Source organism: Exiguobacterium sp. KKT215, assembly GCF_055635335.1.
In genome coordinates this window covers 1,717,907-1,735,948 of sequence record NZ_CM145756.1, presented here as the reverse complement: position 1 = coordinate 1,735,948, position 18,042 = coordinate 1,717,907, and the positions used below count along the sequence as shown (strand labels likewise).

16 protein-coding genes are annotated in these 18,042 nt (G+C 52.4%); 15 read left to right on the top strand and 1 reads right to left on the bottom strand.

Translation table 11 applies throughout. The features are described from left to right. Nucleotides 1–77: 77 nt before the first annotated feature. The 8 genes from ACZ2GZ_RS09030 (at nucleotide 78) to ACZ2GZ_RS08995 (ending at nucleotide 10,814) form a co-directional block, all read left to right on the top strand. A complete protein-coding gene (locus ACZ2GZ_RS09030; protein ID WP_021067169.1) occupies nucleotides 78–1,745 on the top strand; it encodes a ribonuclease J in 1,668 nt (555 codons plus the stop codon). Nucleotides 1,746–1,807: 62 nt separating this feature from the next. After that, on the top strand, nucleotides 1,808–3,985 hold the full coding sequence (locus ACZ2GZ_RS09025) for a DNA translocase FtsK (RefSeq protein WP_214713779.1): 2,178 nt from the start codon (nucleotides 1,808–1,810) through the stop codon (nucleotides 3,983–3,985). A gap of 401 nt (nucleotides 3,986–4,386) precedes the next feature. Beyond that, nucleotides 4,387–5,106 (top strand): GntR family transcriptional regulator, encoded by a 720-nt coding sequence (locus ACZ2GZ_RS09020; RefSeq protein ID WP_021067171.1) that lies wholly within the window; start codon nucleotides 4,387–4,389, stop codon nucleotides 5,104–5,106. A gap of 128 nt (nucleotides 5,107–5,234) precedes the next feature. Then, nucleotides 5,235–6,320, top strand: coding sequence for a BMP family lipoprotein (locus ACZ2GZ_RS09015; RefSeq protein ID WP_021067172.1), 1,086 nt, complete (start codon nucleotides 5,235–5,237; stop codon nucleotides 6,318–6,320). A gap of 61 nt (nucleotides 6,321–6,381) precedes the next feature. Beyond that, on the top strand, nucleotides 6,382–7,908 hold the full coding sequence (locus ACZ2GZ_RS09010) for an ABC transporter ATP-binding protein (protein ID WP_021067173.1): 1,527 nt from the start codon (nucleotides 6,382–6,384) through the stop codon (nucleotides 7,906–7,908). Then, nucleotides 7,905–8,969: an ABC transporter permease gene (locus tag ACZ2GZ_RS09005; protein WP_214713777.1), complete on the top strand. Its 1,065-nt coding sequence runs from the start codon at nucleotides 7,905–7,907 to the stop codon at nucleotides 8,967–8,969. The genes ACZ2GZ_RS09010 and ACZ2GZ_RS09005 overlap by 4 nt, the downstream gene beginning before the upstream one ends. Continuing rightward, the gene (locus ACZ2GZ_RS09000; RefSeq protein WP_021067175.1) at nucleotides 8,966–9,925 is read left to right on the top strand and encodes an ABC transporter permease; all 960 of its coding nucleotides are present in this window, start codon (nucleotides 8,966–8,968) and stop codon (nucleotides 9,923–9,925) included. Before ACZ2GZ_RS09005 ends, ACZ2GZ_RS09000 begins: the two co-directional genes overlap by 4 nt. An 82-nt stretch (nucleotides 9,926–10,007) precedes the next feature. Next, nucleotides 10,008–10,814: a thermonuclease family protein gene (locus ACZ2GZ_RS08995; RefSeq protein WP_214713775.1), complete on the top strand. Its 807-nt coding sequence runs from the start codon at nucleotides 10,008–10,010 to the stop codon at nucleotides 10,812–10,814. A 38-nt stretch (nucleotides 10,815–10,852) separates the two neighbouring features. Here ACZ2GZ_RS08995 and ACZ2GZ_RS08990 read toward each other — a convergent pair whose 3' ends face one another. After that, nucleotides 10,853–11,101 (bottom strand): ferredoxin, encoded by a 249-nt coding sequence (locus ACZ2GZ_RS08990; protein WP_021067177.1) that lies wholly within the window; start codon nucleotides 11,099–11,101, stop codon nucleotides 10,853–10,855. Between the two features lie 142 nt (nucleotides 11,102–11,243). Between ACZ2GZ_RS08990 and ACZ2GZ_RS08985 the strand changes: the two genes are divergently transcribed. The 7 genes from ACZ2GZ_RS08985 (at nucleotide 11,244) to ACZ2GZ_RS08955 (ending at nucleotide 18,019) form a co-directional block, all read left to right on the top strand. Beyond that, nucleotides 11,244–12,266 (top strand): YpbB family protein, encoded by a 1,023-nt coding sequence (locus ACZ2GZ_RS08985; protein WP_021067178.1) that lies wholly within the window; start codon nucleotides 11,244–11,246, stop codon nucleotides 12,264–12,266. Further along, complete coding sequence (locus tag ACZ2GZ_RS08980; protein WP_029595674.1) at nucleotides 12,250–13,677, top strand: RecQ family ATP-dependent DNA helicase; 1,428 nt, start codon at nucleotides 12,250–12,252, stop codon at nucleotides 13,675–13,677. Before ACZ2GZ_RS08985 ends, ACZ2GZ_RS08980 begins: the two co-directional genes overlap by 17 nt. Before the next feature lie 41 nt (nucleotides 13,678–13,718). Beyond that, nucleotides 13,719–13,922, top strand: coding sequence for a hypothetical protein (locus ACZ2GZ_RS08975; protein ID WP_021067180.1), 204 nt, complete (start codon nucleotides 13,719–13,721; stop codon nucleotides 13,920–13,922). A gap of 164 nt (nucleotides 13,923–14,086) precedes the next feature. Beyond that, a complete protein-coding gene (locus ACZ2GZ_RS08970; RefSeq protein WP_021067181.1) occupies nucleotides 14,087–14,944 on the top strand; it encodes a MerR family transcriptional regulator in 858 nt (285 codons plus the stop codon). A 61-nt stretch (nucleotides 14,945–15,005) separates the two neighbouring features. After that, complete coding sequence (locus tag ACZ2GZ_RS08965; protein ID WP_021067182.1) at nucleotides 15,006–15,587, top strand: adaptor protein MecA; 582 nt, start codon at nucleotides 15,006–15,008, stop codon at nucleotides 15,585–15,587. Between the two features lie 95 nt (nucleotides 15,588–15,682). Next, a complete protein-coding gene (locus ACZ2GZ_RS08960) occupies nucleotides 15,683–16,600 on the top strand; it encodes a D-alanine--D-alanine ligase (RefSeq protein ID WP_021067183.1) in 918 nt (305 codons plus the stop codon). 150 nt (nucleotides 16,601–16,750) lie between these two features. Then, nucleotides 16,751–18,019, top strand: a complete 1,269-nt coding sequence (locus ACZ2GZ_RS08955; protein ID WP_021067184.1) for a Glu/Leu/Phe/Val family dehydrogenase — start codon at nucleotides 16,751–16,753, stop codon at nucleotides 18,017–18,019. Nucleotides 18,020–18,042: the final 23 nt, after the last annotated feature.

Sequence of the window (18,042 nt, the reverse complement as noted above, 5' to 3'; positions counted from 1 at the left end):
CAGCAGTTTTCCGATACAATATTCAGTAGCGATAAGTGGACGAAACAGAATATGCAACATCTAGGAGGTTTTTGTTAGTGTCAAAGAAGAAGACAGAGAACGTTAGCGTCTTTGCGCTTGGAGGCGTAGGCGAAATCGGGAAGAACATGTACGTCGTGGAACTAGACGACGACATCTTCGTCATCGATGCCGGCCTTATGTTCCCAGGCGATGAGATGCTCGGGATTGATATCGTCATCCCGGACATTACGTATTTGAAAGAAAATAAAGATCGGGTACGCGCGATTTTCATCACACACGGTCACGAAGACCATATCGGTGGACTCAGCTACGTACTCCGTGATTTGAAACACGTTCCCGTATATGGGACGAAATTGACGCTCGGTTTAATCGAGCTCAAATTGAAAGAGGCTGGCTTATTGAAAGAAGTCGACCTCCGATTGATTGACGCCAAAACGAAATTGACTATCGCTGATCATTTCATCACTTTCTTCCGCGTCAACCACTCGATCCCGGATTGTGTCGGGGTCTGTATCCAAACGTCACAAGGCGCCATCGTTCACACGGGCGACTTCAAGTTTGACTACACACCGGTCGATGGGAAACAGTCAGACTTCAACAAGTTGGCGGCCATCGGCCAACGGGGCGTCCTTTGCCTCTTGTCGGATTCGACGAACGCGGAACGTCCGGGTCAAACCGGTTCGGAATCGCTCGTCGGTGCCGAGTTGAACGACGTCATCTATCAAGCCGAAGGCCGCGTCATCGTCGCGTCATTCGCCTCGAACGTGCACCGTCTGCAACAAGTGTTCGCGGCAGCCGAAGCGAACGACCGTAAAGTGGCCGTCGTCGGCCGCAGCATGGTCAATATCGTCGAAGTGGCCCAGAAGCTAAACTACTTGCGCTTCAAGCCGAAGACGCTCGTCGAGCTTTCACAAGTGAATCGCTTGCCTGACAACAAAGTCGTCATCTTGACGACTGGTTCGCAAGGTGAGCCGATGGCGGCCTTGACGCGCATGGCGCGCAACGCCCATAAACAAGTGAACATCCGCCTGAACGATACGGTCGTCATCGCGGCGACGCCGATTCCGGGGAACGAGAAGTCGGTCTCGAAGACGATTGATTTGCTCTTCCGCTCAGGCGCCAACGTCATCTATAACCAACGCAAAGTACACGTCTCTGGACACGGTTCGGCCGAAGAGCTCAAGCTCATGTTGAACCTCGTCAAACCGAAGTACTTCCTCCCGATTCACGGGGAGTACCGGATGCAGATGGCCCACTCGAAACTCGCCGAGCAAGTCGGTGTGAAGTCGAACAACATCTTCATCGTTGAAAAAGGGGATGTCGTCGAGTTCACGGGCCGCAAAGCCCGGATGAGCCGCAAAGTGCCGGCTGGAAACGTCTTAATCGACGGAATCGGTGTCGGGGACGTCGGGAATATCGTGCTCCGTGACCGTCGTCTCTTGTCACAAGACGGTGTCGTTCTCTGTGTCGTCACGTTGAACCGGAAACAGAAGAAATTGATTTCAGGACCTGAACTCATCTCGCGTGGATTCGTCTATATGCGTGAATCGGAAGAGATGATTTCAGAAGCGAACCGCATCGTCACGAAACAGATTGAGAAGAGTCTCCAAGCTGGAAGTGATTGGACCGAATTGAAATCAAATATCCGCGAACGGCTCAGCGTCTATTTGTACGAGCAGACGAAACGTCGTCCGATGATCTTGCCGATCATCATGGAGATTTAAAGAATTGAGATTAAGGCAAAAGTCATCAGACTTTTGCCTTGTTTTTTTAGGAGGAATCTAAGGTGGCACAAAAAACGAGAAAAACTCCGGTGAAGCGGAAGCGACCGACGACGAGACGTGTGAAAAAACAGCCCATCCCACTGCGTACATATGGCTGGATCGCCTTCGTCCTGTCGATTACGGCCTTCATCTTTTCCCTGTTCGATTTCGGATGGGTCGGCAATCAGACGTCGCTTCTCGCGACGACGTTGTTCGGGGGCTGGGGGGCACTGACGTATTTGGCAATCGCGTTCACGTTGCTCGTCTTCTTAAATGAGTTTCGTCCGATGCAACGGACCGGGATTCTATTGTTGTTCACGTCGTTTCTCATGTTCGGGGACTTGGTATGGGGGGCCGAACGAGGCGAGGTCAACGGGGCGCTCTATCGACTCAACCAATACTTGCTCTCTGACTTCGGGATCGTCTTTTTAGGCGCCCTCTGCATGATTGTCGGGATTTCCCTGTTGTCGCCAACGATTTGGCGGACGATGGGTTCGCGGCTGCTTGAGACGGGCACGGCCATCAAACAAGAGTGGCACGACCGGGAACGGGTCAAACCGGCCCCTGTGAAGCGTCAGAAGGCTGTCCCGGCCCCGGTGAAGGTCGTGGAATCGACACCTGCCGAAGCGGAGCCTGAGGCGGATGCGGTGACGATGCATGATATCCCAATCGTCGGGTTCAGCGAGAAAGTCGTCGCCGAGAAACGTCCGAAATCGGAGGAGTCGGCCCCGTCGGAAGAAGTGGCCGACCTGCCGACCGAGGATATGATGATGACGGCGTCACAGGATGTATCTGATACGTATGAGCTTCCGACGTTCACCATTCTCAGTGAACCGGTCGTGACCGATTTGTCCGGCGAGAACGCCCGCTTGAAAGCGAATGCGACAAAACTCGTCCAAACGCTCAAATCGTTCGGCGTCGGCGTGAAAGTATTGAAGATTCATCTCGGTCCCACCGTGACGAAGTATGAACTGCAACCGGATATCGGGGTCAAAGTGAGCCGCATCACCTCGCTCAGTGACGATCTTGCCCTCGCGCTCGCGGCGAAAGATATCCGCATCGAGGCACCGATCCCGGGCAAAGCAGCCATCGGGATTGAAGTGCCGAACCAGGAAGTGGCCCCGGTCTGTCTCCGTGAAGTGCTCGAAGCCGATCCGGTCAAGCGGGAACAGTCGCCGCTCCTCGTCGCATTGGGCCGCAGCATCAGCGGTGAGACGGTGACGATCGCCTTGAACAAGATGCCGCATTTGCTCGTCGCCGGTTCGACTGGTTCGGGCAAATCGGTCTGCATCAACGGAATGATCGTGTCGCTCTTGATGCGGACGCGTCCTGATGAGGTCCGGCTCATGATGATTGACCCGAAAATGGTCGAGTTGAACGTCTATAATGGTGTCCCACACTTATTGACGCCGGTCGTGACGGATCCGAAGAAAGCGGCCCAAGCGCTCAAACAAGTCGTCGCCGAGATGGAGCGGCGCTATGAGCTGTTCAGCCGCTACGGAGTCCGGAACATCGAAGGTTATAACGAACTCGTCGATAAGTCGGACGACGAGGACGCGAAGCGTCTGCCGTTCATCGTCGTCATCGTCGATGAGCTCGCCGACTTGATGATGGTCGCCTCGAACGACGTCGAGGACGCGATTATGCGTCTCGCCCAGATGGCTCGGGCAGCCGGCATTCATATGGTACTTGCCACGCAGCGTCCATCGGTCGATGTCATCACCGGTGTCATCAAAGCGAACATCCCGTCACGGATCGCGTTCGCGGTCTCGTCGCAAACGGATTCCCGGACGATTCTTGACGGCGGCGGTGCGGAAAAGCTGCTCGGACGGGGTGACATGCTCATGCTCGCCAACGGGATGAACAAACCGATTCGTGTCCAAGGTGCGTTCGTCTCGGATCAAGAAGTCGAGACGGTCGTCAATCACGTCATCGCCCAACAACGGGCCCAGTATGTCGAGGCGATGATGCCGAAAGAAGAGGAAGTCACGACGATCGACTCGGACGATTCATTGTTTGAAGAAGTCGTTCAATTCATCTTGACGCAAGAGACGGCTTCCACTTCGATGATTCAACGAAGATTCCGCATCGGTTATAATCGAGCCGCCCGATTGATCGATTCGCTCGAACAGGCTGGATATGTCGGGCCGTCAGAAGGCTCAAAGCCGCGGAAAGTGCTCATTAACCAACCAGAGGGGTAAACATTAAAACGAACGATTAGGTATAAAAAATCCTAATCGTTCGTTTTTTATATAATTTCAGAAAATCCGGTTCAAACGTGATGATCGAGGTCGACGTCATGTTGGGACGAACTAATATAGCACATCTGACCTATTCGAGACATTAAGACATACTACTAAAATCGTTGAACCGCTTTCATTTTTTAATACCGTTTACATTTTACGTTTTCTTTTCAAACGGCTTCACAACAGGTAATATAGACTAAGAGGTATACATAATCCCTTCACTTTAAAATATTTCCCTGATTCCGAACAAAAAGTATTGCGTTCTAATTCTCGAATCCCTATACTTAATATTGGCAAGGACATTCATACGTCAGATGTCTGAGCACTGGTTAGAATAGGTAAAGGTGGTGAGGCCCATGTCGATCAAGCTCGATCATCGCTTGCTCTATCTTCGCGTGATTGAGAAAATCAAGCAAGATATCGACGATGGTGTCTATCGTGAAGGAGAGAAACTTCCTTCAGAGTTCGAGTTGTCGAAGCAACTAGGAGTCAGTCGAGCGACACTCCGGGAAGCCCTTCGTATCCTCGAAGACGAGAAATTTGTCGTGCGGAAACATGGCGTCGGAACATTTATCAGTTCAAAACCCCCGTTCACTTCAGGGATTGAAGAACTGTTCAGTGTCACGGACATGATCATGCGCGCCAAGATGACACCAGGAACGAAAGTATTGGTGGCCGAAAAGGTTCTAGCGACCGAGAGAGAAGCTGAGCGTCTGAAAATCGAACCGAACTCGCCGATTTATCGGATCGTCCGGATTCGTTATGCAGACGAGACACCAGTTGTATACTGTGTCGATAAAATTCCGGCCCACCTCGTCTCGAATCCTAAAGCGTTGACGGAAGGTAAGTCGTTGTTTGATGCGCTCGAACAAGAGGTAGGACGTCGGGTCGCTTATGCGATCACGCACATCGAACCGAGTGTGAACGCGGAAATCTCGACGCAACTTCAAACGGACCAACCGTTACTGGCATTAAAGCAATTGCATTACGATGAGAGCGACTTACCGCTGCTCGATTCGGCGAACTTTTTCCGAGCGGACCGCTTCGACTTCCACGTCGTTCGCAAACGCGTCTAAGCACGTTCGTTTTATCCGGAAACGGTTATTTTTGGGGAACAGCGTGAAAGCGCTTTCTTATACCGGTGTAAAGACTACTGATGACATGACAACCTTAATTGTTATGATCCGAAAGGGGAAACACGACGATGAACAAGAAAAAAACGATTCTCTCAGCTTTAGCAGCAGGTCTCACACTCTCAACAGTACTCGCAGCATGTGGCGGGGATGACAATGAAGGTGCTTCAAACGGCGAAGGCGGCGGCGAAGGCAGCGACTTTAAAGTAGCCATGGTAACCGATACTGGCGGTGTCGATGATAAATCGTTCAACCAATCAGCTTGGGAAGGTCTTACGAAGTTCGGGAAAGACAACAGCTTGACTGAGAACGAAGGCTTCAAATATCTTCAATCTTCAAAACAAGCGGATTATCAGCCTAACTTGCAACAATTGGCACGCGATAACTTCAACTTGATTTACGGAATCGGCTTCTTGATGGGCGAAGACATCCAAAAAGTTGCTGAGCAGTTCCCAGACAACAACTTCGCAATCGTCGACATGGTCGTTGATGCACCGAACGTCGCATCAATCACGTTCAAAGAGCAAGAAGGTTCGTTCCTCGTCGGTGTTGTCGCTGGTCTCACTACGAAAACTGACAAAGTTGGATTCGTCGGTGGCGTTGAGTCTGACTTGATCAAGAAGTTCGAGAACGGTTATAAAGCTGGCGTCATGGCCGTTAACCCGGATGCAACAATTGACGTGAAGTACGCTGAAGACTTCAACTCAGCTGAAAAAGGTACAGCAATCGCTTCAGGTATGTACGGAGCAGGTTCTGATATCGTGTATCACGCAGCAGGCGGTACTGGGGTAGGGGTATTCACAGAAGCGAAAAACCGTAAGAAGAACGGCGAAGATGTATGGGTCATCGGTGTTGACCGTGACCAATACGAAGAGGGTCTTCCAGAAAACGTAACGCTTACTTCAATGGTCAAACGTGTTGACACGGCTACTTACGAAGTATCGAAACTTGCAATGGAAGATAAATTCCCTGCAGGCGAAATCGTTGAGTTCTCTTTGAAAGACGATGGAGTAGGGATTGCTGAAACATCTGATGAGAACGTTGCAGCTGACGTCCTCACAAAAGTTGAAGAGTACCGCACACAGTTGATCGACGGAGACATCACGGCTCCAGCGACTGACGCTGAGTTCGAAGAGTTCATGAAAACAGTAAAATAATTCATTGAGTTAGGGGGGACCCATGCGGTCTCCCTTTACTTAAAGTTAGGGGTGGACTTTCTTGGAATATGTAATTGAAATGCTCAATATTCGCAAAGAGTTCGGAACGTTCGTTGCCAACGACAATATCACCCTCCAATTGCGTAAAGGAGAGATTCATGCGTTGCTCGGCGAGAATGGTGCCGGAAAATCGACGCTCATGAACGTCCTGTTCGGTCTTTATCAGCCGGAAGGCGGGGAGATCCGCGTGCGTGGGGAGAAAGTGAACATTGAGAATCCGAACATCGCCAACGACCTTGGGATCGGTATGGTACACCAACACTTCATGCTCGTCGAGAAGTTCACGGTGACCGAGAACATCATCCTCGGCTCAGAGCCGAAGAGTGGATTGACGGTCGACCGGGCCACGGCGCGTAAAAAAGTTATGGAGATCTCGGAACAATACGGTCTCCGCATTGATCCGGACGCTAAAATCGAGGACATCTCGGTCGGGATGCAACAACGTGTCGAAATTTTGAAGACGCTCTATCGCGGCGCTGAAATCTTGATTTTCGACGAGCCAACCGCTGTATTGACGCCACAAGAGATTCAAGAACTCATTCAAATCATGAAGCGTTTGATCGAAGAAGGTAAATCGATCATCTTGATCACGCATAAACTGAAAGAGATCATGCAAGTGGCCGACCGCTGTACGGTTATCCGTCGCGGACGTTATATCGGCACCGTCGATATCGATGAGACGGTCAATGAAGACCGTTTGGCTGAAATGATGGTCGGGCGTGAAGTTAACTTTGATGCGGAATATTCCAAGGCAGATCCACAGCAAGTCGTCCTCGACGTGCAAAAACTCGTCGTCAAAGACAGTCGCGGGCTTGAAGCCGTCGACGGCTTGGATTTACAGATTCGTTCAGGAGAGATTCTTGGAATCGCCGGGATTGATGGAAACGGACAGACCGAGTTGATTGAAGCTATCTCAGGCTTGAAGAAACCGGAGTCTGGAAAAGTATTGTTGAATGGGAAAGACGTGACTGGGTTCACGCCACGTAAAGTGACGGAATCTGGCGTCGGTCATATCCCGCAAGACCGTCATAAACACGGACTCGTCCTCGACTATTCGATTCGGGACAACATGGTCCTCCAAACGTATTACAAAGAGCCGTTCTCGAAGCGTGGTTTGATGAACTATAAAGCTGTGGCTGAAAAAGCGAAGGCGTTGATTGAGAAGTTTGACGTCCGAACTCCATCGGTCGATGTGCCGGCCCGTGCCTTATCAGGTGGTAACCAACAGAAAGCGATTATCGCCCGTGAAGTCGACCGGTCACCTGACTTGTTGATTGCGGCCCAACCGACGCGTGGACTTGACGTCGGTGCAATCGAGTTCATTCATGAACAGCTCATCAAAGAACGTGAGAAAGGACGCGCCGTCCTCTTAATCTCGTTCGAACTCGAAGAGATTTTACACGTCGCGGACCGAGTCGCCGTCTTATATGAAGGTAAGATTGTCGGGATTCGTGATCCGAAAGAAACGACCGAGCAAGAACTCGGCTTCTTGATGGCCGGCGGTAAGAGAGGAGAAGAAACAGTATGAATAAGTTAGGATTCAATCGACTGCTCATCCCGCTCTTGTCGATTTTGATGGGACTTCTCGTTGGGGCAATCGTCATGCTAATTGGCGGCTATGACCCGATTCAAGGGTTCTCGTCATTGTTCGAAGGTATGGTCGGAAGCCCATATGCAATCGGAGAAACACTTCGTGCCGCAGCGCCGCTCATCTTCTCAGGTTTAGCGGTCGCGTTCGCGTTCCGGACCGGTCTCTTCAACATCGGGGTCGAAGGTCAAGTGTTAATCGGTTGGGTGGCAGCCGTTTACGTCGGAATCAACTTTGATTTACCGATGTTCATCCACCTCCCGCTCGCGCTTCTCGCGGCCATGTTGGCGGCAGCGCTCTGGGCGTTCGTCCCTGGTTTCTTGAAAGCCAAGTTCCACGTCCATGAAGTTATCACATCGATCATGATGAACTATATCGCCTTGTACACGACGAACGCGATCTTGCGTAGCGTCATCGGCGTAACAAACGAACGGACCGAGTCAATCAACGAGTCGGCGTCGCTCGCGTCGCCATGGCTTCAAGAAATGACGCAGTTCTCACGATTGCACTGGGGTGTCCTCATCGCTGTGCTCGCGGCGATCGTCTATTACTACATCTTGCAACGGACGACGCTCGGCTATGAGCTTCGGGCCGTCGGTTTCAACAAACACGCGTCGCAATACGCGGGGATGAGTGTCAATCGCAACATCATCCTATCGTTCGTCATCTCGGGTATGTTCGCTGGACTCGCTGGAGCGATGGAAGGTCTTGGTACGTTCAACGGGATGACGCTCAGTGCTTCGTTCACTGGAGTCGGATTCGATGGGATTGCCGTCGCCCTTCTCGGTGCGAACACGGCCATCGGTGTCGTCTTGGCAGCCATCTTGTTCGCCGGACTCAATATCGGTGGACTCGCGATGCAGCTCGGCGCCAACATTCCGTCCGAGCTCGTCAAAGTCATCATCGCCGCCATCGTCATCTTCGTGGCGTCTGGTTATGCGTTCAACTACGTGATTGACAAATTCAAAGGAAATCGTAAGAAAGGAGTGGAGAAAAAATGAGCTTCTTAGAAGTCCTCTATATCGTCGTTCCGGTCGCGTTGGCCTATGCGACTCCACTCATCATCGCGGCGCTCGGCGGCATTTTCAGTGAACGTTCGGGTGTCGTCAACATCGCCTTGGAAGGCATCATGGTCATCGGTGCCGCCACGGGAATCATCACGACGCTCACGTTGACGGAGATGGGGCTTGGTGGTCTCAGTCCTTGGATCTCGCTCTTGGTCGCGATGGTCGTCGGCGCACTCTTCTCACTCTTCTTGGCTGTGCCGGCCATCCTTTGGCGTGCTGACCAAACGGTGCTCGGGGTCGCGATCAACATGCTTGCGATCGGTCTCGCCATCTTCGTCGTCCGTGTCCTCTACAACAAAGGACAGACCGATTTCATCGAGTTTCGGATTGCGAAAGAGAACGTGCCGATTTTATCGGATATCCCGGTGCTTCGTATGTTCTTCATCAACGTCCAGTACACGTCGTTCATCGCCATCGCGCTCGCGTTCGTCGTCTGGTTCGTCATCTTCAAGACGCCGTTCGGCCTTCGTCTCCGCTCGGTCGGGGAACACCCGATGGCGGCTGACACGATGGGGATCAACGTCACGAAAATGCGCTTCATGGGCGTCATGCTCTCAGGTGCGTTCGGCGGTCTCGCCGGTGCGGTCTACGCCGTCACGGTCACGACGAACTTCAGTGGGACGACGATTGTCGGTCAAGGCTTCTTGGCCATCGCCGCCATGATCTTCGGGAAGTGGAACCCGCTCGGCGCGCTCGGAGCCGGCCTCTTCTTCGGTTTCGCCCAAGCGTTGTCGATCATCGGCAGTAACTTGCCGGTCATCAGCAACGTGCCGCAAGTGTTGCTCTTGATTGCACCGTATGCGCTTACGATTCTTGCCCTCGCGGGTGTCGTCGGACGTGCGGATGCACCGAAATCGGTCGGTATCCCATATATTAAAGGGAAACGCTAATCACCAAAAGGACAAATGTCCATTTCACCAAGGTTGTTTGACGCTTAAGTCAAACAACCTTTTTTGTTATACTGGTGTAGAGGTGAGACAATTGAAAAAATGGTGGCAACTGCTGATTGCCGTCGTGCTGAGCATCTCGCTCGCAGGCTGCTCAGTCGATGACTGGTTCGCTGAACAAATCGACCCGCCGGAGTCGCTCGTCGAACTCGAGGCCGACTTTCCGTCGGCGTCGGTCACGCAACAAGTCGCACGGCCGCTCGGCAAGACTGAGACGGTCACGCTCGACCGCGTCATCGACGGGGATACGCTCAAAGTCGAGTTTGAGAACGGGGCGACGGAATCGATCCGCCTCTTGCTCGTCGATACGCCAGAGACGAGTCATCCGACGTTGCCGGTACAACCGTTCGGAGAAGATGCAAAATCATTCGTCGAGCGTTGGCTACCAGAAGGGGATACGATCACACTGGAGTATGACGTCGGGCGCTACGATCGCTATCAACGGACACTCGCCTACGTCTGGTACGATGATGCGATGCTGAACGAGGAATTGTTACGTCGCGGTCTGGCGCGCGTCGCCTATGTATACGCGCCGAACACGCAACACATCGATGCGTTCCGGGACGTCGAACAGGCCGCGCGTCAGGAATTGCTCGGGATTTGGAGTCTCGAGGATTATGTGACCGGCAACGGGTTCGACCACGAGGCGACCGAGCCGGCCCAGCCGAAACGAGACACGGATGGATGTGACATTAAAGGGAATATCAATCGGGACGGAGAGAAGATTTATCACGTTCCGGGCGGGGCGAGCTATGAGCGCACGATCCCGGAAGAGATGTTCTGTACAGAGAAAGAGGCGCGGGAGACCGGTTTCCGCAAAGCGACACGTTAAAAAAAGACATGTGCGCCGAGATGGCACACATGTCTCCCTTATTCGTACTTGAGTGCGTCGCCGTCGAATGATTCGTCTGCGACTTTGATTGAGTCGGTCGGGCAGCCCTCGAAGGCGTCCATCAAGTCCTCATACAACTCATCCGGGACTTCAATCGTACCCGTGTTGTCGTCCATCAAGTTGAACGCGAGGCCTTCGTCATCATAGTCGAAGATGTCTGGGGCAGCTGCTCCGCAGGCCCCACATGCGATACATGTATCTTTATCAACAATCGTAAATTTTGCCATTTGTAACCCTCCATACGTTTCGTCTCTCTGCATAGAAATGATTTTCTACTGACTATGAGTAATTGTAGTCTACATACCCAAATATTTCAATGAGGAAACGAATAACGTTTTGGAAGCATAATTTTAACAAGGAGGTGGAACGATGGTTCATTTAGCGGACGGGGTGTTATTACTATCCATCCAACGCTTGAAAGGTGAACGTAGCGAGCGCAGTTTGTTTCATGTGTTGAACGGGAAACGATCGGCGACGACGCTGCAAGATGCCTTTTTTTATGATTTGGAACCGATTTTTGGCTTGTTCCCCTACACGAAGTACGACTATGAGAAACTGCTCGCCTCGTTCGAGAAGCGAGGTTGGCTCAACCGCTCGAGTTTTACCTTGACCGAAGCCGGGTCCATGCTCGCTTCGCCCGAGGCCGTCAGCGACTTGTTCGACCGTCTCGGCGGCGAGTACCGGGACTATACGACGATGACATGGAAACGGCTCAGCCTGTTCGTGCAGACGTTCATGTCGCTCGAGCATGAGCGGACGTTTTATCCGGTCCAGGCCGATCGTCTGGCCGAACGTTGGGTCAAACAAATCGTGCGGACCGAACGCGAATGGCGACCGTTGATTCAAAGTTTCCATCACGAGCTCGAGACGGCGCTTGAAGACATCGGCGACCCTTATGCGACTGCCGTCGTTTATAGGTTCACGGGAGCGTTCGAGACCGGGTATACGTATGAACAAATCGCGGCCCTCCTCGACGTCGATGCACGGACGGCCCGGCTCTACTTCTTGGCCGGGTGGAATGCGCTCCTCTGGAAATTGCCGCGAGATGCGAAACTGTTAGGATTCGCCCACGGCTTATCGAGTGAACGGATGACCTTATCGGCGCGAGGGTCGTATGAACAGTTCTTGGCTGGTCGATCGTTCCAACAAGTCCAGTCACAGCGGCGGTTGCGCACTAGTACGATTGAAGACCACGTCGTCGAGATGGCGATGTATTTAGACGAATTTCCGCTCGATCAATTTGTTCCGCTCGAGCAAATCAAGCAAGTCGAGCAACTGCGTGACGAATCGAGCTGGGCGCTCAAACCGATTTTTGAACAAATCGACGGGATCAGTTATTATCAAATCCGATTGGTGTTCGCACGATTGAAACGAGGTGAGACATTTGTTTGAGAAGACGTTGAAGCGGGTGTTCGGTTATGACAGTTTCCGTCCGGGACAGCGCGAGGTGATCGATGCGGTCGCCGATGGACAAGACGTGCTCGCCATCATGCCGACCGGGGCCGGGAAGTCATTGACGTTCCAACTCCCGTCCTATATCAAGAACGACGGCTTGACGATTATCGTCTCGCCGCTCTTGTCACTGATCGAGGACCAGATGCTCCATATCCGCGAGCGCGGCGAACGTGGGGTTGCCCGATTGACGTCGATGGAGACGCTCGAAGAGAAGCAAGAGATTTTAAACCATTTGAAACGGTACCGCTTCTTGTATTTATCGCCGGAGCAACTTGCCGTGCCCCATGTGACACGGGCGCTGGCGCGCACAAAGATTCAAATGCTCGTCGTTGACGAGGCGCACTGTATCTCGCAGTGGGGCCATGAGTTCCGCCCGGAGTATGCGCGCCTAGGTGAACTGCGCAAGCAGCTCGGCAGTCCGCAGTGCATGGCTGTCACGGCGACCGCACCGGAGACGGTGAAACGAGATATTGTCGAGAAACTGGCGCTCTTCTCGCCGGCGCAGTTCGTCCACTCGGCGAACCGTCCCGAGATTCGCCTCATCGTGGAACGTCTCGGGTCAGAAGATAAGATGCGCCGTCTGAGCGAACTCGTCCACGACGTGCCGAAACCGGCCGTCATCTATACAGCGACACGGCGTGAGGCCGAAGCTCTCGCCCTCCATCTCGATGACGCCTTGTTTTATCACGGTGGCATGTCGACCGAGGACCGGCGCCTTGTACAGTCACAATTTTTACGTGACGAAGTCGCCATCATGGTTTGTACGAGTGCGTTCGGGATGGGTGTCAATAAAGATAACGTCCGTTCCGTCATTCATTATCAAATCCCGGCCACGCTCGAGGCGTACATGCAAGAGATTGGTCGGGCTGGGCGTGACGGCGAGCCGGCTTTCGCGGTCTTGCTATACGCCGAAGGGGATGAGCGGATTCAACAGTTTTTGATCGACCAGCAATATCCGAAAGACAAAGATATCCGTCTCGCCTATTTTGAACGAGACAATGGCACGAGCCTGGCCCAGTTGCCACGCTTATTGCGCTTGAACGAGGAAGATCCGGTTTGGGGACTGTTGAATCAGATGCTTGCCGAGCGGACGCTTGCCGAGGCGGTGGATTGGGTAAAAGATAGAAAGCGGGCCCGGTATCGTCAACTCGGACAGATGATGGACTATGCCCTCATCAAGACGTGTCGGCGCGATTATTTGTTAAATTATTTCTCGGAGCAACCGGTCAAGCAAAGCGATTGTTGCGACATCTGCGGCGAAATCGTGTTCCCGCCGTCGGAGCAACTTGTGTCTAAAAATGTGACAGATTGGAAACATCGGTTGGCTCGTATCTTTTCCTTTGATTGATATCATAGTAAAATGATAAAAAAGGTAAAGGAGGGCACACGTTGCGACATCGGAACCAAGCGGACTCACTTCGTGAAAAAGTGGTGGACACGTTGCCATCTCGCGCTGAACGGCAAGAGCATGAGCGAAAAGAGAAATTGAACGACAACTGGCTGAAGCGACCGCTCGCCATGATGCTGACACTGACGATGTTTGCCATTATTCTTGTATTTTTATATATAGGTCGTCACGACATCTTTTTCTAAACAATACGACGAGAACGTCGTATTTTTTTTATGATTTCATGCCCGAGGTTGTGAATATGCACAATCTCACCAATTTCTCACAAGATTTGCACAATAAAACAGGTAAAGCCGTACAGATGGGTCTATACTGAAAGAGAAGAACTAGTAGGAAAGGAGGGGCTGCTGTGCCGAAGTACTCCATCAAGACGGTCGCGTCACTCACCGGAGTCAACCCGACCACGATCCGGGCGTGGGAACGACGCTATCAATTCATCGTTCCGAGCCGGACAGATTCGGGTCATCGATTGTATTCCGACCAAGACGTCGAGAAGATAAAATGGGTCGTTGAAAAACAACGGGAAGGATTGACCGTATCCCAAGCGATTCAACAGCTACATGAAGCCCCGAAGCCGAAGCCTGCCCGCCTTTATGACGAGGAGCTCATGGACGGGTTGCTCGAGGCGTTACTTTCATTTGATGAACGTAAGGCGCACGATTTGATTAATCGTGCCTTTAATACGTTTAGTTTTGAAAAGGTTACCACAGATATCATCGGTCCGTTATTGATGGAAATCGGGACACGTTGGGAGAATGGGACGATTACGATTGCGCATGAACATTTTGCGACGGCCTTTTTGCGTGCCCGCCTGTCGACGTTGTCGCTGCAAATGCCGATGAATCCCTTTTTGCCGCGCATCATTTGCGTCTGTGCCCCGGGCGAGATGCATGAAATCGGGCTCTTGTTCGTGACGCTTTATTTGCGCCAATACGGTTATGACGTGATTTTCCTCGGTGCGGGATTCCCGAAAGAGGATTTGAACGAGGCGTTGCACGATATCGATGCCAAGTGTCTGATTTTCTCATGTACGTTGACAGAACATCTCGATGGCCTGAAAGACGCGATGCAGTTCATCCAAGCCGACCACCCGAACCTCGTCATCGGGGCCGGTGGTTACGCGGTCAGCCTTCAAGCGTCCGAATTCGGATCGGCCTTCCTCGGGGACACGCCCGAGGCGTGGACCGAGTGGTTGTCAACTATTTGACAGCTCGAACAAACGGGAGTAGCTTATAAAGTAGGATTGATTATTCTTTGGAGGTTTTCGTTTGAGATTTGAAAAGCAAACAAAAGAACATTTAAGGGTATATTTGACTGCGAGCGACCTATCCACTCGAGGCATCGCCATCGATACCATCGTGGGGGAGAGCGGTCAAGACCTGTGGCGGGAATTGCTTGAGACGGCGGAAGCGGAATTTGGCTTCATGCCGCAAGGGACCGTCGACTTGAACGTGACGATGTTTCCCCGTGACGGGCTCGTCATCGACGTCCAAAAAGTCGATGCACCCGTAGCGGAATCGGATCAAGAGCAAGTCGAGATTCGGCTCACCATCGACGTGATTCATCATTTGATTTATCAATTTGACGATATCGAGGACGTCATCAACGCCTCGATTCGCTTGTTCCCACATATGCGAGACACCGAGCAAGGCGGAGCGTTCTATCATTACGAGGGACGATATTATCTGCACTTTGTCGAGGTGCTCAAACCAGACGTGGAAGAACGACTGGCCGCCATCTTGTCGGAGTACGGTCGGACGACGACCGTCAGTCCGTACGTCATGATGGAGTACGGGAAGACGATTCAAACTGAACAGGCCGTGAAACAGCTGTACGATACGTTCGCGTAAGTACGGCTTTTTACCGTTCTGTTTCTATTGTTTTCGGCCGACACATGGTATGATAAAACTTGAATTTTGGAGTAGCTAGCTGAAGGAGAGATTTGATGAAAGTCGCGGTATTATATGGTGGTGTATCAGGTGAGCGGGAAGTGTCGCTCACGAGTGGTAAAGGAATGATTGAAGCGCTCGAAGAACGGGGTCACGACGTCGTGGCGATTGATTTTCACCCGGACCGGGCCAATGAACTGTTGACGCTTCAAGCCGACGTCGTCGTCAGCGCCTTGCATGGCAAGTACGGTGAAGACGGACGCGTGCAGTCGCTCTTGGAGATGGCGGGCTTGCCGTACACGGGGTCTGGTGTGTTGGCGTCCGCGCTCGCGATGGACAAAGCCCGTGCGAAAATCATCTTCGCCGCTGCCGGCATCCGAATCGCCCGTGACGTCCTCATCGAGACAGGGGACGATATCGACGCGAAAATCGTAGAGTGGGGCGGTGAATTCCCATGTGTCGTCAAACCGGCCCAAGAAGGGTCTTCGAACGGATTGACGATCGCGATGGACGAAACGATGCTCCGTGAAGGAATCGACAAAGCGTTCGCCTGCGATACGGCCGTCTTGGTCGAACAATATATTAAAGGCCGTGAATTGACGGTACCTGTACTCGGAAACCATGGCGCCGAAGCCGCGCTCCCGGTCATCGAGATTATCCCGAAAAACGAGTTTTATGACTATGAGTCGAAGTATTCAGAAGGTGGATCGATTCACGTCTGTCCGGCCGAGTTGCCGGCTTCGTTGACCGAAGAAGTTCAGGCGGCCGCGATTCAAGCGCACCGTGCCCTCGGCTGCAGCGGATATTCCCGCTCAGACTTCCTCGTGTCAGAAGACGGGCTCGCCTATATTTTAGAGACGAACACACTGCCTGGCATGACGCCGCTCAGCCTGTTCCCGGACAGCGCCCGCGCCGTCGGCATCTCGTACGGTGAACTGTTAGAGCGATTCATCGCACTCGCACTTGAAAAGTAAGAAGGGGCACCCCCTTCTTTTTTCGTTTTAGAAAACGCTTTCATTATTTTTGTAAAAGCCTTTCAAATTGGGCGCGTATCAGATATACTTTTAAACGAATACGAGGTTGATTCTTGGGGGAGAATCGACAATTTAGGGGAGGAAACCTTCATGATTACGGATCAAGAAAAAGGTCATCAAAAACGAAAAAACATCCTTGAATCGACACAAGAAGTGATACACGAGGCGCTCGATAAACTCGGGTATCCAGAAGAGATGTACGAGCTCTTGAAAGAGCCGCTTCGGATGTTGACCGTCCGCATCCCGGTACGGATGGATGATGGATCGACCAAGATTTTCACAGGATATCGTGCGCAACATAACGATGCCGTCGGACCGACGAAAGGTGGAATCCGATTCCATCCGAGCGTGACCGAGGTCGAAGTGAAGGCGTTGTCGGTCTGGATGAGCTTGAAAGCCGGCATCGTCGACCTTCCATATGGCGGCGGTAAAGGTGGAATCGTTTGTGATCCGCGTGAGATGAGTTTCCGTGAAATTGAGCGGTTGAGCCGTGGTTACGTTCGGGCCATCAGTCAAATCGTCGGACCGACGAAAGACATCCCGGCACCGGATGTGTTCACGAACTCGCAAATCATGGCATGGATGATGGACGAGTATAGCCGGATCGATGAATTCAACTCACCAGGATTCATTACCGGGAAGCCGCTCGTGCTCGGTGGCTCGCACGGTCGCGAGACGGCGACGGCAAAAGGTGTCGCCATCATGATTCGAGAAGCGGCGCTTCGTCGCGGGATCGAGTTAAAAGGCGCCCGCGTCGTCGTCCAAGGATTCGGCAACGCTGGTAGCTTCTTGTCGAAGTTCATGCATGACGCCGGAGCGAAAGTCATCGCCGTCAGCGATGCGTACGGAGCCATCCATGACGAGAACGGTCTCGACATCCCGTACCTGCTCGACCGTCGTGACTCGTTCGGGACGATCTCGACCTTGTTCAAGAACACGATCTCGAACAAAGAGATGCTCGAACTCGACTGCGACATTTTGGTCCCGGCCGCGATCGAGAACCAAATCACCGAGGACAATGCCGACAACATCAAAGCGTCCATCGTCGTCGAGGCCGCGAACGGACCGACAACGAACGAAGCGACCCGCATCTTGACGGAACGTGGCATCCTGCTTGTCCCAGACGTGCTCGCTTCGAGCGGTGGGGTGACGGTCTCATACTTCGAATGGGTTCAAAACAATCAAGGTTACTATTGGACGGAAGAGGAAGTGGAAGAGAAGCTTGAGAAAGTACTTGTCCACTCGTTCAATACGGTATACAATACCTCGTCGGCGCGTAAGGTCGACATGCGTCTCGCCGCCTATATGGTCGGTGTGCGCAAGATGGCAGAAGCGTCGCGCTTCCGCGGTTGGGTATAACAAAAGAGAGGGAAGACCTGAAA